Annotated in this window: 16 protein-coding genes; 8 read left to right on the forward strand and 8 right to left on the reverse strand. The window is 40.9% G+C overall.

The window, feature by feature from the left end:
* Nucleotides 1-63: 63 nt before the first annotated feature.
* From H6G83_RS04460 to H6G83_RS04475, 4 genes are all read left to right on the forward strand, one after another.
* On the forward strand, nt 64-381 hold the full coding sequence (locus tag H6G83_RS04460) for a hypothetical protein (protein WP_190467560.1): 318 nt from the start codon (nt 64-66) through the stop codon (nt 379-381).
* 80 nt (nt 382-461) lie between these two features.
* The gene (locus tag H6G83_RS04465; protein ID WP_190467563.1) at nt 462-665 is read left to right on the forward strand and encodes a hypothetical protein; all 204 of its coding nucleotides are present in this window, start codon (nt 462-464) and stop codon (nt 663-665) included.
* Between the two features lie 104 nt (nt 666-769).
* Nucleotides 770-1,765, forward strand: a complete 996-nt coding sequence (locus H6G83_RS04470; protein ID WP_190467566.1) for a DUF5131 family protein — start codon at nt 770-772, stop codon at nt 1,763-1,765.
* A gap of 41 nt (nt 1,766-1,806) precedes the next feature.
* Nucleotides 1,807-2,781, forward strand: a complete 975-nt coding sequence (locus H6G83_RS04475; RefSeq protein WP_190467569.1) for a hypothetical protein — start codon at nt 1,807-1,809, stop codon at nt 2,779-2,781.
* A 32-nt stretch (nt 2,782-2,813) separates the two neighbouring features.
* Here H6G83_RS04475 and H6G83_RS04480 read toward each other — a convergent pair whose 3' ends face one another.
* Entirely contained in the window at nt 2,814-3,248 is a 435-nt protein-coding gene (locus tag H6G83_RS04480) for a thermonuclease family protein (RefSeq protein WP_190467573.1), read from the reverse strand.
* On the opposite strand from H6G83_RS04480, the gene H6G83_RS04485 reads away from it, so the two are divergent.
* A complete protein-coding gene (locus H6G83_RS04485; protein ID WP_190467577.1) occupies nt 3,247-3,765 on the forward strand; it encodes a thermonuclease family protein in 519 nt (172 codons plus the stop codon). The two genes, H6G83_RS04480 and H6G83_RS04485, sit on opposite strands and share 2 nt — an antisense overlap.
* Here H6G83_RS04485 and H6G83_RS04490 read toward each other — a convergent pair.
* From H6G83_RS04490 to nifB, 6 genes are all read right to left on the reverse strand, one after another.
* The gene (locus tag H6G83_RS04490; protein ID WP_190467580.1) at nt 3,762-4,571 is read right to left on the reverse strand and encodes a hypothetical protein; all 810 of its coding nucleotides are present in this window, start codon (nt 4,569-4,571) and stop codon (nt 3,762-3,764) included. The genes H6G83_RS04485 and H6G83_RS04490 overlap by 4 nt on opposite strands.
* 100 nt (nt 4,572-4,671) lie before the next feature.
* Nucleotides 4,672-4,929, reverse strand: a complete 258-nt coding sequence (locus H6G83_RS36495) for an AAA family ATPase (RefSeq protein ID WP_277876279.1) — start codon at nt 4,927-4,929, stop codon at nt 4,672-4,674.
* Between the two features lie 283 nt (nt 4,930-5,212).
* Nucleotides 5,213-6,115 carry a Fe-S cluster assembly protein NifU gene (gene nifU, locus H6G83_RS04500; protein WP_190467582.1) on the reverse strand — a complete coding sequence of 301 codons (903 nt, stop codon included), beginning with the start codon at nt 6,113-6,115 and terminating at the stop codon, nt 5,213-5,215.
* A 134-nt stretch (nt 6,116-6,249) separates the two neighbouring features.
* The gene (gene nifS / locus H6G83_RS04505; protein ID WP_190467584.1) at nt 6,250-7,452 is read right to left on the reverse strand and encodes a cysteine desulfurase NifS; all 1,203 of its coding nucleotides are present in this window, start codon (nt 7,450-7,452) and stop codon (nt 6,250-6,252) included.
* Nucleotides 7,453-7,470: 18 nt separating this feature from the next.
* On the reverse strand, nt 7,471-7,806 hold the full coding sequence (locus H6G83_RS04510) for a 4Fe-4S binding protein (RefSeq protein WP_190467587.1): 336 nt from the start codon (nt 7,804-7,806) through the stop codon (nt 7,471-7,473).
* Between the two features lie 111 nt (nt 7,807-7,917).
* A complete protein-coding gene (nifB, locus tag H6G83_RS04515) occupies nt 7,918-9,354 on the reverse strand; it encodes a nitrogenase cofactor biosynthesis protein NifB (RefSeq protein ID WP_190467590.1) in 1,437 nt (478 codons plus the stop codon).
* A gap of 1,415 nt (nt 9,355-10,769) precedes the next feature.
* On the opposite strand from nifB, the gene H6G83_RS04520 reads away from it, so the two are divergent.
* The 3 genes from H6G83_RS04520 (at nt 10,770) to H6G83_RS04530 (ending at nt 14,775) form a co-directional block, all read left to right on the forward strand.
* Nucleotides 10,770-12,131 (forward strand): APC family permease, encoded by a 1,362-nt coding sequence (locus H6G83_RS04520; RefSeq protein WP_190467594.1) that lies wholly within the window; start codon nt 10,770-10,772, stop codon nt 12,129-12,131.
* An 84-nt stretch (nt 12,132-12,215) separates the two neighbouring features.
* Complete coding sequence (locus H6G83_RS04525) at nt 12,216-12,869, forward strand: SAM-dependent methyltransferase (protein WP_190467596.1); 654 nt, start codon at nt 12,216-12,218, stop codon at nt 12,867-12,869.
* Nucleotides 12,870-13,368: 499 nt separating this feature from the next.
* A complete protein-coding gene (locus H6G83_RS04530; protein WP_190467599.1) occupies nt 13,369-14,775 on the forward strand; it encodes a glycoside hydrolase 100 family protein in 1,407 nt (468 codons plus the stop codon).
* Nucleotides 14,776-14,922: 147 nt separating this feature from the next.
* Here the strand turns inward: H6G83_RS04530 and panB are convergent, their stop codons facing one another.
* Nucleotides 14,923-15,696, reverse strand: a complete 774-nt coding sequence (gene panB, locus H6G83_RS04535) for a 3-methyl-2-oxobutanoate hydroxymethyltransferase (RefSeq protein WP_190467602.1) — start codon at nt 15,694-15,696, stop codon at nt 14,923-14,925.

Genomic DNA, 15,696 nt, shown 5'->3' on the forward strand with positions numbered 1-15,696 from the left:
GGAAACTCTGGGTCTTTTTTAATGCTGTCGCTTATCGGTAATGATTGTTTAGAGAGATTGTTTATGGAAGAACCTTGGAAAAATTGGAAAGTTCCACAGGATGCAATTGATTGGGCAAAAGCATTGTTACCGGATCGAAGACCCAAACAGCGTTTACTAGATGTAATAAAGATGTTAGATACTCATGGTGAACTAACAGAGTACAACGCACGTTTGATTGAAGCGATCGCACTATCATCATTATGGGATGAGGAGGCATACCTTAAGTTTGAAGCTTTAGGTTTGGAACTAGCTAAAGAACAGTTTGATTTAGCCTTTATCAATTGTGAACATGATGAAACTATAGGATCACCTGAAAACCCTAGAAATTGGAAAAAGTAATAGTTAATAGGCTGGGAGCAATCCCAACCTAATTTTTTAATGCTGTCGCTTGTGAGTAATGATTCTTAGATATTAATGTAATGAAATACACATTGCACGAATTAAATAGATTACCCACGATATGCACTTCACAAGCTGATGATTTGAAAATAGAAAAAAATGGAGTAAGAGTATGGCTGTCTCGTTGCACTGTAGAAGATGGTGAACCATTCAACAATAAGGTAACTGTTGAAAAATGTGAAAACGGTTGTTGGGTAGTAGTCGAAGAATATCAAGCAGAATAACTTTTGCGATCGCATTCAACACCATTCAGATTTTTGTAGTGCTGGAAGCAATTCCAGCTTATTTTGACTTTTGAATTTTGCAATTGTAGCGACTAAGGAAAAAAATGAGTAATATACAATGGACAGATATCACATCCAACCCAATTCATTTAGTCAGACCTGACGGTTCTCATGGAGGGCATTGGTGTAAAAAGATTTCACCGGGTTGCGCCAATTGTTATGCTGAGGCACAGAACAATAATAAGTTTTTTAGCTTTGCATCAGGGCTACCATACACGGGTAATGCTCCAGAGAATTTGATTCTAGATGAAAAAGTTCTTCAAGAATGGCTGAAAATTAAACAGCCTCAGAAAATATTTGTCTGCTCAATGACAGATATGTTTGCGGAGTGGGTTAGTGATGAATGGCTTGATAGGATTTTTGCTTATATGTGCATTGCTCACTGGCATACCTATCAGATATTGACTAAACGCGCTGATAGATTGCCTAAATACTTTACGCTGGAATCAGCATCACGGGTTTCTAGGCTTGCTCATCAGCTACTTAAAGATGGAGTAGCCGGAAAAGAACGTCAAGACTATGTGAATAAGCGCTGCATTATCACAAACATTAATGAGTTCTGGCCACGCCATAATATTTGGATAGGAGTTAGCGTCGAAGATCAGAAATCAAACGATGAACGCATTCCATATTTGCTAGAAACCCCCGCAGCAGTTCGGTTTCTGAGTTGTGAACCGCTACTTGAATGGATAAAATTAACGCTCTCAGCTAAAATACTTAATCCTGATACACCCCATTTATGGTCAAAGGAAGATGACTCAGGCACTATCACCAGAGAAATCAATTGGGTAATTGTTGGCGGTGAATCTGGTTCAAATGCTAGGAATACCTATATAGACCATCTGCGATCGGTTGTTCATCAATGCCAAGAAGCAAATATTAAAGTACTTGTCAAACAAGTTGGCGCTAAACCCGTAGCTCATTGGGATAAAGAGAATGAAATTCTAACCATGCACAGGATTAGCGATCGCAAGGGTGGAATCCTAGAAGAGTTTCCCCCAGACTTGCAAATCAGACAATTCCCAACATTTAACCAATAAACCGGATACTCCAGGCTGGCAACAGTCTGGAATAAATTGTCATGAGTAAAACAGTTTTTCTCAATGCACATTCTTGTCGTGCAGAAACGCTCAAACTCTTTGAGAAATATAACAAGCAACTTCTCAAAGAAATTCGTACAGAAAGAGATTATCAAATTCCCAAAGGATACATTTCTTGGCAACAATTGAGTGCCATCACTGGACTAGCACTTTCAACCTGTGAAGTTGATTATGTAAAAGTTGACATATCTGCTTTTTATCACAGTTATCGATTAGCCCTTTGGTTTGCCCAGGATGCGCCACTTTATTGCCTTTCAAATTCACTATTTGAAGCATTAGATAATACCAACGCTCTCGATAAACCAGAGGTATTTGCTGGTTGGAAGCCTTCTTTACCTTCTCTAGTAGTTGCAATACCAAAGGGAGTTTTATTATCGCCAACTGGTGAGATTGACTACATAGTTATTTATTGCTCTGAACCTAGTCATCCTGAGTGGAATTTTTCTAGATGGAAAAATGTTAATATTCCGAATTTAACTAGAAAAGAGGTTAGTTTTGAATGGGCTGCGGTTGATAAAGGCGAAACAGTGTGGTTTTCTGGTACAGTTGTTACGCCACAGGGAGATTTAATTTACGACAAACAATTTCTAACTAATCTAGGAAAGAATCAAATCAAAAATAGGGATAGGGACTTTATTGAAAGAGTTAGAAACTTAGTTATCAATATTTTGTTGTCACTGGAATTTTGTCCAGAATTTACCGGAGAAGTTCTAGATAATGAAGTAGTCCAACCAAAGGGATTTGGGAATGTAGCAAGCGATCGCTCCAACATTCGCCGTCCAAGATGGTTGGGTAAAAACTACCAACGCAAACATAAGGGTGTTGGTGAATCAACTCACTTATCACCTCATACCCACTGGCGTAAAGGTCACTGGAGGCTGTTGGAGCCAACGCCGGGTAAACCCTGGAAACAATCACAACTTATCTGGATTGAGCCTGTTTTAGTCAATGGTTAATAACTATAAACTACTCCTTTGGAGTGGTTTTTTTATTTCCAAACTCCAAGAAGTTTTTCTTTAGCCATTTGTTCAGCAATTTTTAGAGTATCGCTATTAGGACAATTATCCTGGACGTTGAACTTAGCAAGCCCTTTCACTAATAATTCTTCTGAAAGCATTTTTTCTTCTTCAGAACCAGGGACAAAGATTTCTGCTGTGTTACCAGAAAATACGGCTGATACAGATTTATTCTCTGCTAGGGAAGCAATTACCCTTTTAGCTTCTGCTTGGTTTCCCGATATGACCACACCGCACAATCTCAGCTGTCGAGTTTGATTGTCGCAATTGAGAGTTAGAGAATCCCCGCTTGTCACTTGTGTAACTTCACAAAGTTGGCTATTAGGTTTCTCTTTTGGGAACAATATCATTAACACTAAGAATACTAAGCCAAATAAACACGTAACGCCAACAGCAAATTTTTTCATGAATACCATAGCGATCGCACCTAATAAAAAAATCAAGCCTGCAATTAAATCGGTAGTTGATGGCGATACCCTATTGCTTAACTACAGTGGTCAGGACTTCTATAGCCGCGCCAGATGGATCGACGCACCAGAAACCAAAAAACAGGGACAATCCAGCAATGACCCAAAAGTGCTGAAACATTGGCAATGGGCTGTAAAGTCTAAAGGATTTTTGACTGATTTAATCATAGGAAAAACTCTGATAGTCATACCCTACGAGCTTGATCAGTATAACCGTTGGTTATGTGATTGGTATGTAAACACCGTTGCAGCAACCAATAATATTCAACTGCAAATGTGCTTGTCTGGAATGTGCGCTTATTACTTGCCATTCCAATTCTACGAATTTCCTACCAACAGAGAACTTAATCTTTATCTGGGTATCGTCAAAAACTGTGCGATCGCCTACAAGCTAAAGTCTGGATTTTGGTCTGAAAGTATGATGCTACCTTATGATTTCAAAAAATTAACAATCTAACGTTTTCTGTCAATTGGTATCACTTGCTCAAGATTAAATACTCTAATTCCTATATCAATAGCAAAGATTCCTAGCAGTTGAATTACAACAAAAATAATAAGCCAAGTTTTAATTCCGCCTGGAATGCCAGTAAAAAAATTAACTAATTTAGATAAATCATTAGACAACTCTTTAATATTATTTACCTCTTTCCATTTTTCATTATCAGCAGTTTGAATAACTTCTATAGATTTCAAGCGGCTCAATAAAGAATTATTATCAATATAAAGTATTCTCTCAATTTCTCTTACCTTTAAAGTTGCCTCTCGCAATTCAACTTCTAATGTTACCAAAGATTCAATACTTCCACGTTGGTCTACTATAGGATTTTCCAAAAGAGCATTAACCAAAAGCTTAAGCTGTTCGGCACTACGTCTAGTTTCCGCGAAACCAATAGCTTCGGGAATGGATTTTAATAAAGTAGTATTGCGTTCGTTCTTACGTATTAAATCTTCTTCTAAAAGTTTTTGGTTGGTTATGTCAATCCCCTGACTGATAATAAAGTTTTCTTGTCTCAAGGAACACACAAACAAAAAAGTAGAATTATAATAGCATTCCCAAGTTATGTTTGTTCCTACAGGAGAATCTACAAGGCTGTTTATTATTTCCCTCTGAATACTACATTTTGTGCCAAAGCTCATCCCACTAATAGATTCTTGTTCTAGATTAAATAAATCTGCTAGGTTTTTATTGATGGCTACATACTTCATATCTAAATCAATAATAGATATGAATCCTGGCATTAAGTCTATTTCAAAAGTATTCATAATTCTCAATAGATAAAAATCCATTCTATCTTTTACCCGATTACAACGCCATAAAAACCTGTTGACTCCACTTATTATGCTTTGATATAGAATTTTCAATTCAGCGATCGCTATTTATGTACTGTGTGAAAGCTTCTTGCGACTGCACATATAATTTAAACGGAACAAGCAGATACTTTGCAACGTCTTCACTGTCCATATCGTAAAATCCACTAGAGTCAGCTTTGGGGTCGCAACCTACGATGAGAATGCGTTGACCCATTTCTGCCATAGCTGCGAGGGTGTTTTGGGAGGTGGTAGACTTACCGATACCGCCTTTACCGTAGAAAGCTATCTGTCTAATGTTTTCGTCAGTCATTTTTCTCTTCCTGCTAGTGGTTGGTTAGTTGGTGGGTCTTTCGTTTGGATCTCACGCCTGTTGAGCTATGGCTGTGAGGGTTTTATAGAACGTCGCCGAATGGGGGCGATGGGCTACGCCCCACCGGAGGTGAACGCTCTACAAAAAACACATTACAATTGGTACTCATGATGGTTAGTTATGTGGTTGTGAAAGTTCTTAATGGAGTCCAGAGTCAATAGTCCATAGTCCAAAGTATTGATTTTTCTCTGTTGACTAATGACCATTGACTGTTGACTAATGACTAAACTGCTTCTACTACTAGGCTTGGGTTGATGCGATCGCGTAATCTTGATTCAATCGCTATCTTTAATGTTGCGGTACTGCTGGGACAAGAGCCACAAGCGCCTTGCAATACTACTTTGACAATATCGCCGTCTACATCGTAGAGTTCTACATCTCCACCGTCGGCTATTAATACAGGTCTTACTTCTTCATCTAATACTTTTTGGATGAGGGCAATCTTCTGCACATTGGTTAATGCTCGTTTCTGCCCAGAAATAGCGGTTTCTTTAGCAGGGTTTACGCCATTTGTGTTGAGATTCGTTACGGCGTTCTTTTCCTTTACATCTTTAATGATATCATCAATTTTAGCTAAACAGGAACCGCAACCGCCACCAGCTTTGATGTAATTTGTTACCTGTTCCGCAGTGGTAAGGTTATTTTCGATAACTACGCGACGCACCTTATTTTCGCTGACACCGAAGCAAGTACAAACTAATGCACCTTCGTCATCGTCATCATGAGCAGCGCGAGGAATGCCACGATAATTATAGATAGCAGCTTCCAGAGCTTCTTGCCCCATCACAGAGCAGTGCATTTTGGCTTCTGGCAAGCCACCAAGGTAATCAGCAATGTCTTTATTGGAAACTTTCAGGGCTTCATCCAAGCTAAGACCTTTAATCATTTCTGTCAAGGCGCTAGAAGAAGCGATCGCACTTGTACAGCCAAAGGTTTGGAAACGTGCATCAACAATCTTATCCGACTCCACTTGTACCTTGATGTGCAATCTCAGCGCATCACCGCAAGCAATACTTCCTACTTCGCCCGTAGCGACCTTCACGCCAGGTTCGCCATTATCTTCAATAACTCCCTGATTCTTGGGATCGTAAAACAGTTCCAATACTTTATCTGTGTAGTCCCACATATTTTAAGTTATTAGTGCTGAGAGATGACTGGTGACTAGTGGCTGGTAATAGGTAATGGGTAATAGGTAATAGGTGAGAGAAAATTATCTGTTACCTATAACCTGTAACCTGTACCCTGTAACCTATTCCCTAATTAACGATGTGCCAATGTCTGTTCTTGGGCTTGCAGCCAACCCGCTTCGTCATTCTTGAAGGGGGAAAGGGCGCGGAGACGTTCGACAATTTCGGGCATGACTTCGATGACGCGATCGATTTGAGCTTCTGTAGTGTAGCGACAAAGACTGAAGCGAATCGAACCGTGCAGGGTGGTGTAGGGTAAACCCATAGCCCGGAGGACGTGGGATGGTTCCAGCGACCCAGAGGTACAAGCCGAACCAGACGACGCACAGATGCCATATTTGTTTAAGGAGAGCAGAATAGCTTCGCCTTCTATGTATTTGAAGCCGATATTGGTGGTGTTGGGCAATCTCTGCGTAATGTCACCGTTAACTTCGCAGTCGGGGATTTTGGCGAGTAAGGTTTGTTCTAGGCGATCGCGCAGCCTTGTTTCTCTCTTAATCGCTGTTTCTAGGTGCTGTAGTTCCAACTCTGCGGCTTTACCTAGACCGATAATTCCCGGTACATTCTCTGTACCTGCACGGCGACCGCGTTCTTGATGTCCCCCAATTAGTAAGGGGCGGAACCGCACACCACGACGCACATATAAAGCGCCGATACCTTTGGGGGCGTGGATTTTGTGACCAGACATAGTTAACATATCTATGGTGCTGGTCTTCATATTCAGAGGTATCTTACCTACTGCTTGCACCGCATCTACATGGAAGATTGCGCCGCGTTCCTTCACACGTTTGCCAATTTCTTCAATCGGGAATATAGTCCCAGTTTCGTTATTGGCGTACATAATCGTCACCAGGGCGGTGTTACCAGTCAACGCGGCTTCTAGTTCATCTAGATCCAATTGTCCGTGACGATTGACTGAAAGATAAGTAACAGTATAGCCTTGGGTTTCTAATTGTTTGCAGACATTTAAGACTGCGGGGTGTTCTACCTGTGTGGTAATGATGTGACGCTTTTCCGGCTGGGCTAACAATGCGGCGCGGATAGCTGCATTATCACCTTCTGTTCCACAACTGGTAAAGACAATTTCTGATTCATCCGCACCCAACAGGGCTGCAACTTGTTCTCTGGCTGTTCTCACTGCCTTGCCAAGTTGCCCGCCGAAGGTGTGCATACTCGAAGGATTACCGTAATAATCGGTCAGGTAGGGCATGATAGCCTCTACAACTGCTGGGTCTACCTTAGTGGTAGCATTGTTATCTAAATAAATAACACTCATCTTTATATCCCTAAGATTTCACCCTGATGTTTTTTGTAACTGTTCTGCATATATTTGTGAATAGCAGGTAAACCAACGCTCCCAATAGTCTTGTTTTTTTGTTAATTTCGCCTTAACTTGGTTGTAATAAGCAAACCAACGCTCCCAATAATCGCTAGGTTCTTTGACGCAACCATCACGGGTAGGACATACAGCTTGGCATTGGGGGACGGTGTGGATAGTACCAGCGCAGTTTGTACATAAGTCGGGGTCAATCCAACGCTTACCGTCTTCCACAACCAAGATTGCATTGTTAGGACAGACAGACAGACAAAGTTTGCAGGAAATACATTGGCTGGTAATTTGATAGGCCATGATTTATGCTCCTTTTTGATTGGGTGAGTGGGGATTGGTAATTGGTAATTGGTAATTGGTAATTGGGAATTGTTTTTTATCCATTACCTATTACCCATTACCCATTACCCATTACCCCTTATTCCATTGCTCGTAAAACTCTAAAGCAACTTTCTCAATCACGTCGTAAGCTTCAACAGCCTGTATTCCAGCTTGGAGCAGTTTTTCTTTGGGGGATTCGCCAATTTTGGAAACTAAAACTGCTTTGCAATCTGCGATAGTCTTCACAATATTATCAAATGTGGCTGCTTCGCCGTATCCACCTTGACAATAATGGTCTACTTTGCGGTGACTGATAAAGCGTACTTCTCTACCATCTACTTCGTAAACTTGAAATTCTTTGGCGTGACCAAAATGTTGGTTCACTAAGCCGCCGCCTTTGGTGGCGATCGCCACTAAAATTTTAGGATTACTAGCTGTTTGTGTTTTACCAGCTACTACCTTTTCTCTAGCTGCTTGCAGTTCTTCTCTAAATTTCTCAATTCCTTCGTGAACTTCTTGGCGCTTGTCGAAGTCATATTCGGGAGCCATTTCTAAGAATTTATCTTTGGTAAATTCTTGGCTGCGGTCTTCTCCTAACAAGCCTACAGCATCGGCACGGCACTGGCGGCAATGGCGCATCATTTTCATGTTACCCGCACATTGGTCTTGCACTGACTTCAGTTCTATCTGTGTGGGGCCGCGTTGACCAGTTAACCCGAAGTGTGTACCATGTTCTGGTGCAGAAATCAGAGGCATGATGTTGTGCAAGAATGCCCCGTTTTCCCGAATCACCTTGTTAACTTCTACTAAGTGCTGGTCGTTAATGCCGGGAATCATGACGGAGTTCACTTTGCAAAGTATATCAGCTTCTCTGAGAGCTTGCAAGCCTTCTAGTTGCTTCTCTAGCAGAATCTTTGCGCCTTCTACGCCTCTATAACGTCTACGGTTGTAGTGAACCCAAGAATAAATCTGTGCGCCGATTTCTGGGTCAACTGTGTTGAGAGTAATTGTAACGTGATCTATATTTAATTGCTTAATGCGATCGATATATTCAGGTAACATCAAACCATTGGTTGATAAGCACAGTTTAATATCTGGTGCTTTATCTGCAATCAACTCAAAGGTGCGGAAGGTCTTTTCTGGGTTCGCTAAAGGATCGCCAGGGCCAGCAATTCCCAAAACGGTCATTTGGGGAATTTTGCCAGCAATTACTAAAACTTTGTGTGCTGCTTCTTCTGGTGTGAGTAATTCACTAACTACCCCCGGACGGCTTTCATTAGCGCAGTCATATTTACGGTTGCAGTAGTTGCATTGGATGTTGCAAGCTGGTGCAACTGCAACGTGCATTCTGGCATAATGATGGTGAGCTTCTTCGCTGTAGCAGGGATGTTTAGCAATGCGTTCTTTGAGCTTTTCGTCTACTTCCACGGTGGTGCTGCTGTCGCATCCGCAACCACCCGATTTTGCTATGGTAGGTGTTGATTCAGTAACCAAAGAATCGGAAAGTCCTGTAACTGGTGGTGTCATTGAATTTCGCAAATGTCGGTGGACTAGCTGCCACTGTGGGAGATGCCGTTGCTATAATCTTTGCCCTAAGAATTGAAGTCGCGACTGCCACATTGCCTGTGCGGCTTCGCTGAGTAGGGCAGGCTATGAAGTCCTGGGCTTTTGGCTGGTGAGTCAATTTGGGTTCTAAGTACAATGTGTGCAGCCGAGACTTCCATTCACGAAGGCATAGTGCTATCTCATCCCTCCACTCACTTTTGGCTTGCGTTTTGTGTAGAAGCTTTAAGTGATTGGCGATATAAGATTTATAGCAGTTGGTTTGGACTATTAAATTTTGTATCGCTGGAATAGAATTTATTGGATTTATTAGAAATGTACTCAAAATTCAAAATGATGATTTTGAGGATGTTTTAAGAATTTTAAATTTTTTTCCGGGTAGGGGTTCTAGTATTTTTTAGTTGGGGTACGAGTATTTATGGAATGGGGTTCAGGATCTAGTTGTACTCATCTATAACCCAATCACAGCAACAATTTGAGGGCAGTTGATGCTCATTGTTAACTATACAATTTTGTACTCAACCCCTCTTGCAATATCGCTAGAAGTCAACATTTATAAGGGATTTTGGGGGAAAAACTGGAGTAGATTACGTTGTACTACTCCAGATACGTGCGAAATTCAATTCTGTATCCAACATATCATTTTTTTTCAAGGAAAAATGTAATTTACATTTTTTTAATATTTTGTTTACAATGATGTTCAATTAGAGTTATAAGCCTTATCTGATAAGCTATGCAAGCCTTTGTAAACAACCGGATTAATGCAGATTATTTTCAATAAATTTATTATTTTTTTGTTTTTATTCTAGGTTTAAATACTCTATGAGCCAAGTAGATATTTATGTAAATATCGGTGATGAATCTGGTTATAAGTTAATATTTAGTGATTGGTAGTCAGTAGTTTGGTGCTGAAAGATTAAGGACTAAAGTCCTTACTACGAACAGTTTTTCAATTACATAATTAGTGCGGGATAGTAGCAGATGATTGTGACAAAAGTAAAGACGCTTTGGATTTAGTTTAATGAATGATCTACTTTTGGTAGTAAGCGATCGCCAATAATGTATCTCTCAAGGTAGATTTATCAAGCGGGACTAAGGACGATGTTCGCAGCAGATGGTATAAATACGGCAAGGAATCCATAATTTATATCTGGGTAGATTATTTCCACCAAAATTAGATTGAAATTTGTCACTCTTGCGTCACAATTATTTATGAAAATATAAATAAGCAAATATTTAAATACTTTTTTTCTGAGCCATAAGTAACCAACCAGTGTTATTTATTGCCAATTTGTCATGTCTAAATAAATTGGCTGACTCTTATATAGTCCTAATATCAACACTTTTGACTCGGTGACAACAACTAATGAGGAAGCAATGTGAGTAGAGATACAGACTACAGCTTACTAGAGGAAGTAGACACTAATGGCAAGGCAGCACCTAAGCCACTGTTAACGTTATCAGATGCAGTTGCACTCATTGTTGGCATTGTCATTGGCACAGGTATTTTTAAAACACCGCCACAAGTAGCTAGCCAAGCAGGAAGTGAGATTACTGTCCTATTCTTATGGTTAGCAGGTGGGGTAGTATCTATTATTGGTGCATTGTGCTATGCAGAGTTAGCCACAACTTATCCGAATGTTGGTGGAACCTATTATTACTTAAAACGAGCATTTGGCAAAAACATTGCCTTTTTATTTGCTTGGGCAAGGCTGACAGTGATTCAAACTGGTTCTATTGCCTTGGCTGCATTTGTCTTTGGTGACTATGCGTCTGAGATTTTTCGTCTGGGGACATTCTCATCATCTATATATGCCGCAGTAGTAATTACTCTATTAACTCTCTTAAATATACAGGGTTTAAAGCAGGGAAAGTGGACACAAAATTTACTGACGGCTGCCCAAGTGTTGGGTTTGTTACTAGTAGTAATTGTAGGTTTAACTACTACTGCTGCTGATACTACTACTGTACCGCCACCATCTACTTCTTCAGGAAATTGGGGATTAGCAATGGTGTTTGTGCTGCTGTCTTACGGTGGCTGGAACGAAGCAGCGTATATTTCGGCGGAAATAAAAAATAGACAACGGAATATAGTGCGATCGCTACTTTGGAGTATCGGTATTATCACCGCAATTTACCTGCTGATCAATCTGGCTTTTCTCCGAGGCTTAGGATTAGCTAATATGTCCAACTCATCAGCAGTTGCCGCCGACTTGATGCTTGCTGTTTGGGGTACACCAGGTGCTATATTTATCAGCTTCCTGATTGGAATTTGTACTCTAGGAACAATCAACGCCACAATTTTCACTGGTGCGCGGACTAATTACGCCTTGGGGCAAGATTTCGCCTTGTTTGGCTTCATGGGACGCTGGCAGCAACTCCCCAGTACCCCAGCCTCTGCCCTAGTTGTGCAAGCAGCGATCGCTCTAGCCTTGGTTGTATTAGGCACATTCACCCGCAAAGGGTTTGAAACAATGGTGGATTACACCGCACCTGCTTTTTGGTTCTTTTTCCTACTCTCAGGCGTATCACTACTAGTATTGCGCCAGCAAGAACCAAATATACCCCGCCCGTTCCGTGTGCCTTTTTATCCCATTACACCCCTACTCTTTTGTGCTGTTTGCGGTTACTTACTGTACTCCAGCATAGCTTATGCCAATGTAGGCTCATTCGTCGGTGTTTTAGTAGTAGCCGCCGGTATCCCCATCTTGTTCTGGAATAATTACCAACGTAGGGCTTGATTATGAACAGTTAACAGTGAACATCACCTAATAACTGATAACTGACAACTGATAACTGATAACTGACTCACAAGGATAATAATTATGAAGTTGCAAAAAATCTTACTATCGGTGGTTGCAGGTGCTAGCGTTGTTGGCTTGGGATTAGCTGGATGTACACCACAACAAAACAATTTACAAGCACAAGTAGAACCATCTCCATCCAACATAGCAACTGAAACTCAAGCACAAGCTCCAGCAACCCAACCACAAGAACGTCCAGGGGATGTTCCCTATGTACCAACACCACAGGAAGTGGTAGATGCGATGTTGAATGTAGCAAAGGTAAATAAAAATGATACCCTTTACGACTTAGGTAGTGGTGATGGGCGTATTGTCATCACAGCCGCGCAAAAGTTTGGTACAAGAGGTACAGGTATAGATATTGATCCAGAACGTATTCAAGAAGCTAATGCAAATGCTCAGAAGGCGGGAGTAAGCGATCGCGTAAAATTTGTTCAGCAAGACTTATTCAAAACCGACTTTAGTGATGCTACCGTAGTTACTCTCTACCTTTTACCTGATATCAATCTCAAATTACGTCCCATCCTCTTACGTCAACTTAAACCCGGTACTCGCATTGTTTCCCACGCTTTTGATATGGGCGACTGGAAACCAGAAAAGACTCTGCAAGTAGATGGTAGAACTGTTTACTATTGGGTTGTTCCTAAAGAAGTACCAGCTAATTTACGTCAGTAGACATACAGTAGTGTCGCTATTCGTGAAATACTGTAGAGACGTTACATGTAACGTCTCTGCATGGTTTTGGGTTTTACGCTTGTACCTCATTTACCCAAAATATGCTGTAGGTAAAGGACATGGGGGATATCATAAATACTCAGTCCCCACTGTCCAAAACCACATATTAAAAAATTTATGATAAGGTGAAGAAGAAACAACGCCTTGCATACAGGTGCAAATTCAAGGATTAATTAAGCGATCGCTATCAGACTTGTCAACGAAAGCTACAATATCCCCATCAATACGCTGTTAGACAGTGGAGATATTCTAGTTAATCATGTCAAAATTAAATAGAATAGTCAATTTGACGATGTGACCACCGCATATTTTAATCGGGTAATGTTTATAGGCGGTGGAATTGGTATTGACGCTATTTTGGGGAATCTTGGTAATGCGGAAAGTTAAGCTAGTATTTTTTCTAGTATTGAGCCGAGATTAGTAGTCAAATTATATCACTATGGAACCTCGTCTAATCAATCAAAAGTCTCTTCAAGAAACAGCAAATTGGCAACTCCTAGAAAATTCCATTATTTATTATGGTGGAAAACCGATTGGTACTGTAGCTGCTCAAGATCCAGAATTAGCCGCACTCAACTATGACCAGTGTTTTCTGCGTGATTTTGTTCCTTCCGCTTTTGTGTTTCTGATGAATGGACAAACAGATATTGTCCGTAACTTCTTAATAGAAACATTGACATTACAAAGTCATGAAAAGCAGATGGACTGTTTTCAACCAGGAGCAGGTTTAATGCCTGCGAGTTTTAAAGTAGAATGTAATGGTAGTCAAGAATATTTAGTTGCTGATTTTGGTGAGCAAGCGATCGCCAGAGTTCCACCAGTTGATTCTTGTATGTGGTGGATACTCCTACTACGCGCCTATGTAAATGCTACAGGTGATTTGTCTTTAGTGCGTCAACCAAAATTTCAACAGGGAATCAAGTTAATTTTAGATTTGTGCTTGGTACATCGATTTTCCATGTACCCGACTATGTTAGTTCCCGATGGGGCGTTTATGATTGACCGCCGGATGGGAGTCTACGAACATCCTCTAGAGATTCAAGTATTATTTTATGCCGCATTGAGGGCAGCACGTGAGTTACTTTTACCCGATGGAGATGGAGAAAAGTATCTTGATCAAGTTAATGGAAGATTAGGTGCTTTGCAATATCACATCCGTAATTATTACTGGATAGATTTAAAGCGGTTAAGAGAAATATATCGTTACAAGGGTAATGAATTTGGCAAAGAGGTAGCCAACAAATTTAACATTTTCTCTCAATCTATTCCCGATTGGCTGATTGAATGGTTGCCTGAAAAAGGTGGATATTTAGCCGGAAATTTAGGGCCGGGACGCATGGATTTTCGCTTTTTTGCCTTGGGAAACCTAATGGCAATTTTGGCAGGTTTAGCCGGCGAAGCAGAAGCTCAATGTATCATGAATTTATTTGTTCATCGCTGGGAAGACTTAATTGGATATATGCCTGTGAAAATCTGTTATCCTGCTTTGCAGGGTTCAGAGTGGCAGATAGTTACAGGATGTGACCCGAAAAATACACCTTGGTCGTATCACAATGGCGGAAACTGGCCGGTTTTACTGTGGTTATTTACTGCTGCTTGCCTGAAAACAGGTAGAGTAGAACTTGCTCATGAAGCGATCGCTATTGCCGAAAGTCGTTTAACCGCAGATAAATTCCCCGAATATTATGATGGCAATAACGGTCGTCTCATCGGCAAAGAAGCCCGAATTTATCAAACTTGGACTATTGCTGGATTAATGGTAGCAAAGCAGTTTTTAGCTAATCCAAATCACATCGAATTAATCAGTTTTCCTGAAACCTTTATCGGCCCTGGTTGCAGTCTTTAGGAATTATAGCGGATTGCAACCGAATAGAATACAAATTCATCTGCGTTCATCTGCGTTCATCTGCGTTCAATTATTTTTTCTGTACCTCACTGACTTGAAAATCGCTATAAACTCAAAAACACTACCGTATTCGACAGATCAAAGACATTATTCTGGAAACTGGCGATCGCGTACTTCCGTAGCATAATCTTGTACAGCTTTGGTAATCGTAGCGCGTAAATTTGTGTAAACTTTGGCAAAGGGCGGTTGTCTTTCCGATAAACCAAGTACATCAGAAGTAACTAAAACCTGACCGTCACAATGGGAACCCGCACCAATACCAATTGTGGGAATGCTAACTTTTTGTGTAATCTGCATTGCCAAATCTGCGGGTATATGCTCTAATACCAGAGAAAATACACCAGCTTGTTCTAAGGCGATCGCTTCATTAAAAATTCTCTCAGCTGTTTCCTGAGTCTTCCCCTGTTGTCGCAACCCCAACTGATGAACTGATTGGGGAGTCAAACCTACATGACCCATCACTGGGATACCCGCTTGCACCAAACGAGTAATAGTCTCCACCATTGCCGGATAGCCACCTTCCAATTTTACAGCTTGAGCGCCAGTTTCCTTCAATACACGTCCAGCCGAGTGAATAGCCTGGGAAATACTTTCTTGATAAGTCAGAAATGGTAAATCTACAACCACTAAAGCCCGTTGTACACCACGACAAACAGCTTTAGCGTGGTGTAACATTTCTGCCAAAGTAATTGGCAGAGTTGTTTTGTACCCCAACATCACCGCCATCGAGTCACCCACAAGAATTAAGTCTACACCAGCCGCATCGAGAATTTGAGCGATCGCATAATCCCAAGCCGTCAACGCCACAATTGCGCGTCCTTGTTGTTTCCATTGAATTAATTGTTGGGTAGTGACTGGCAT

It is taken from the genome of Anabaena azotica FACHB-119 (genome assembly GCF_014697625.1).
Lineage (GTDB): Bacteria > Cyanobacteriota > Cyanobacteriia > Cyanobacteriales > Nostocaceae > Trichormus > Trichormus azoticus_A.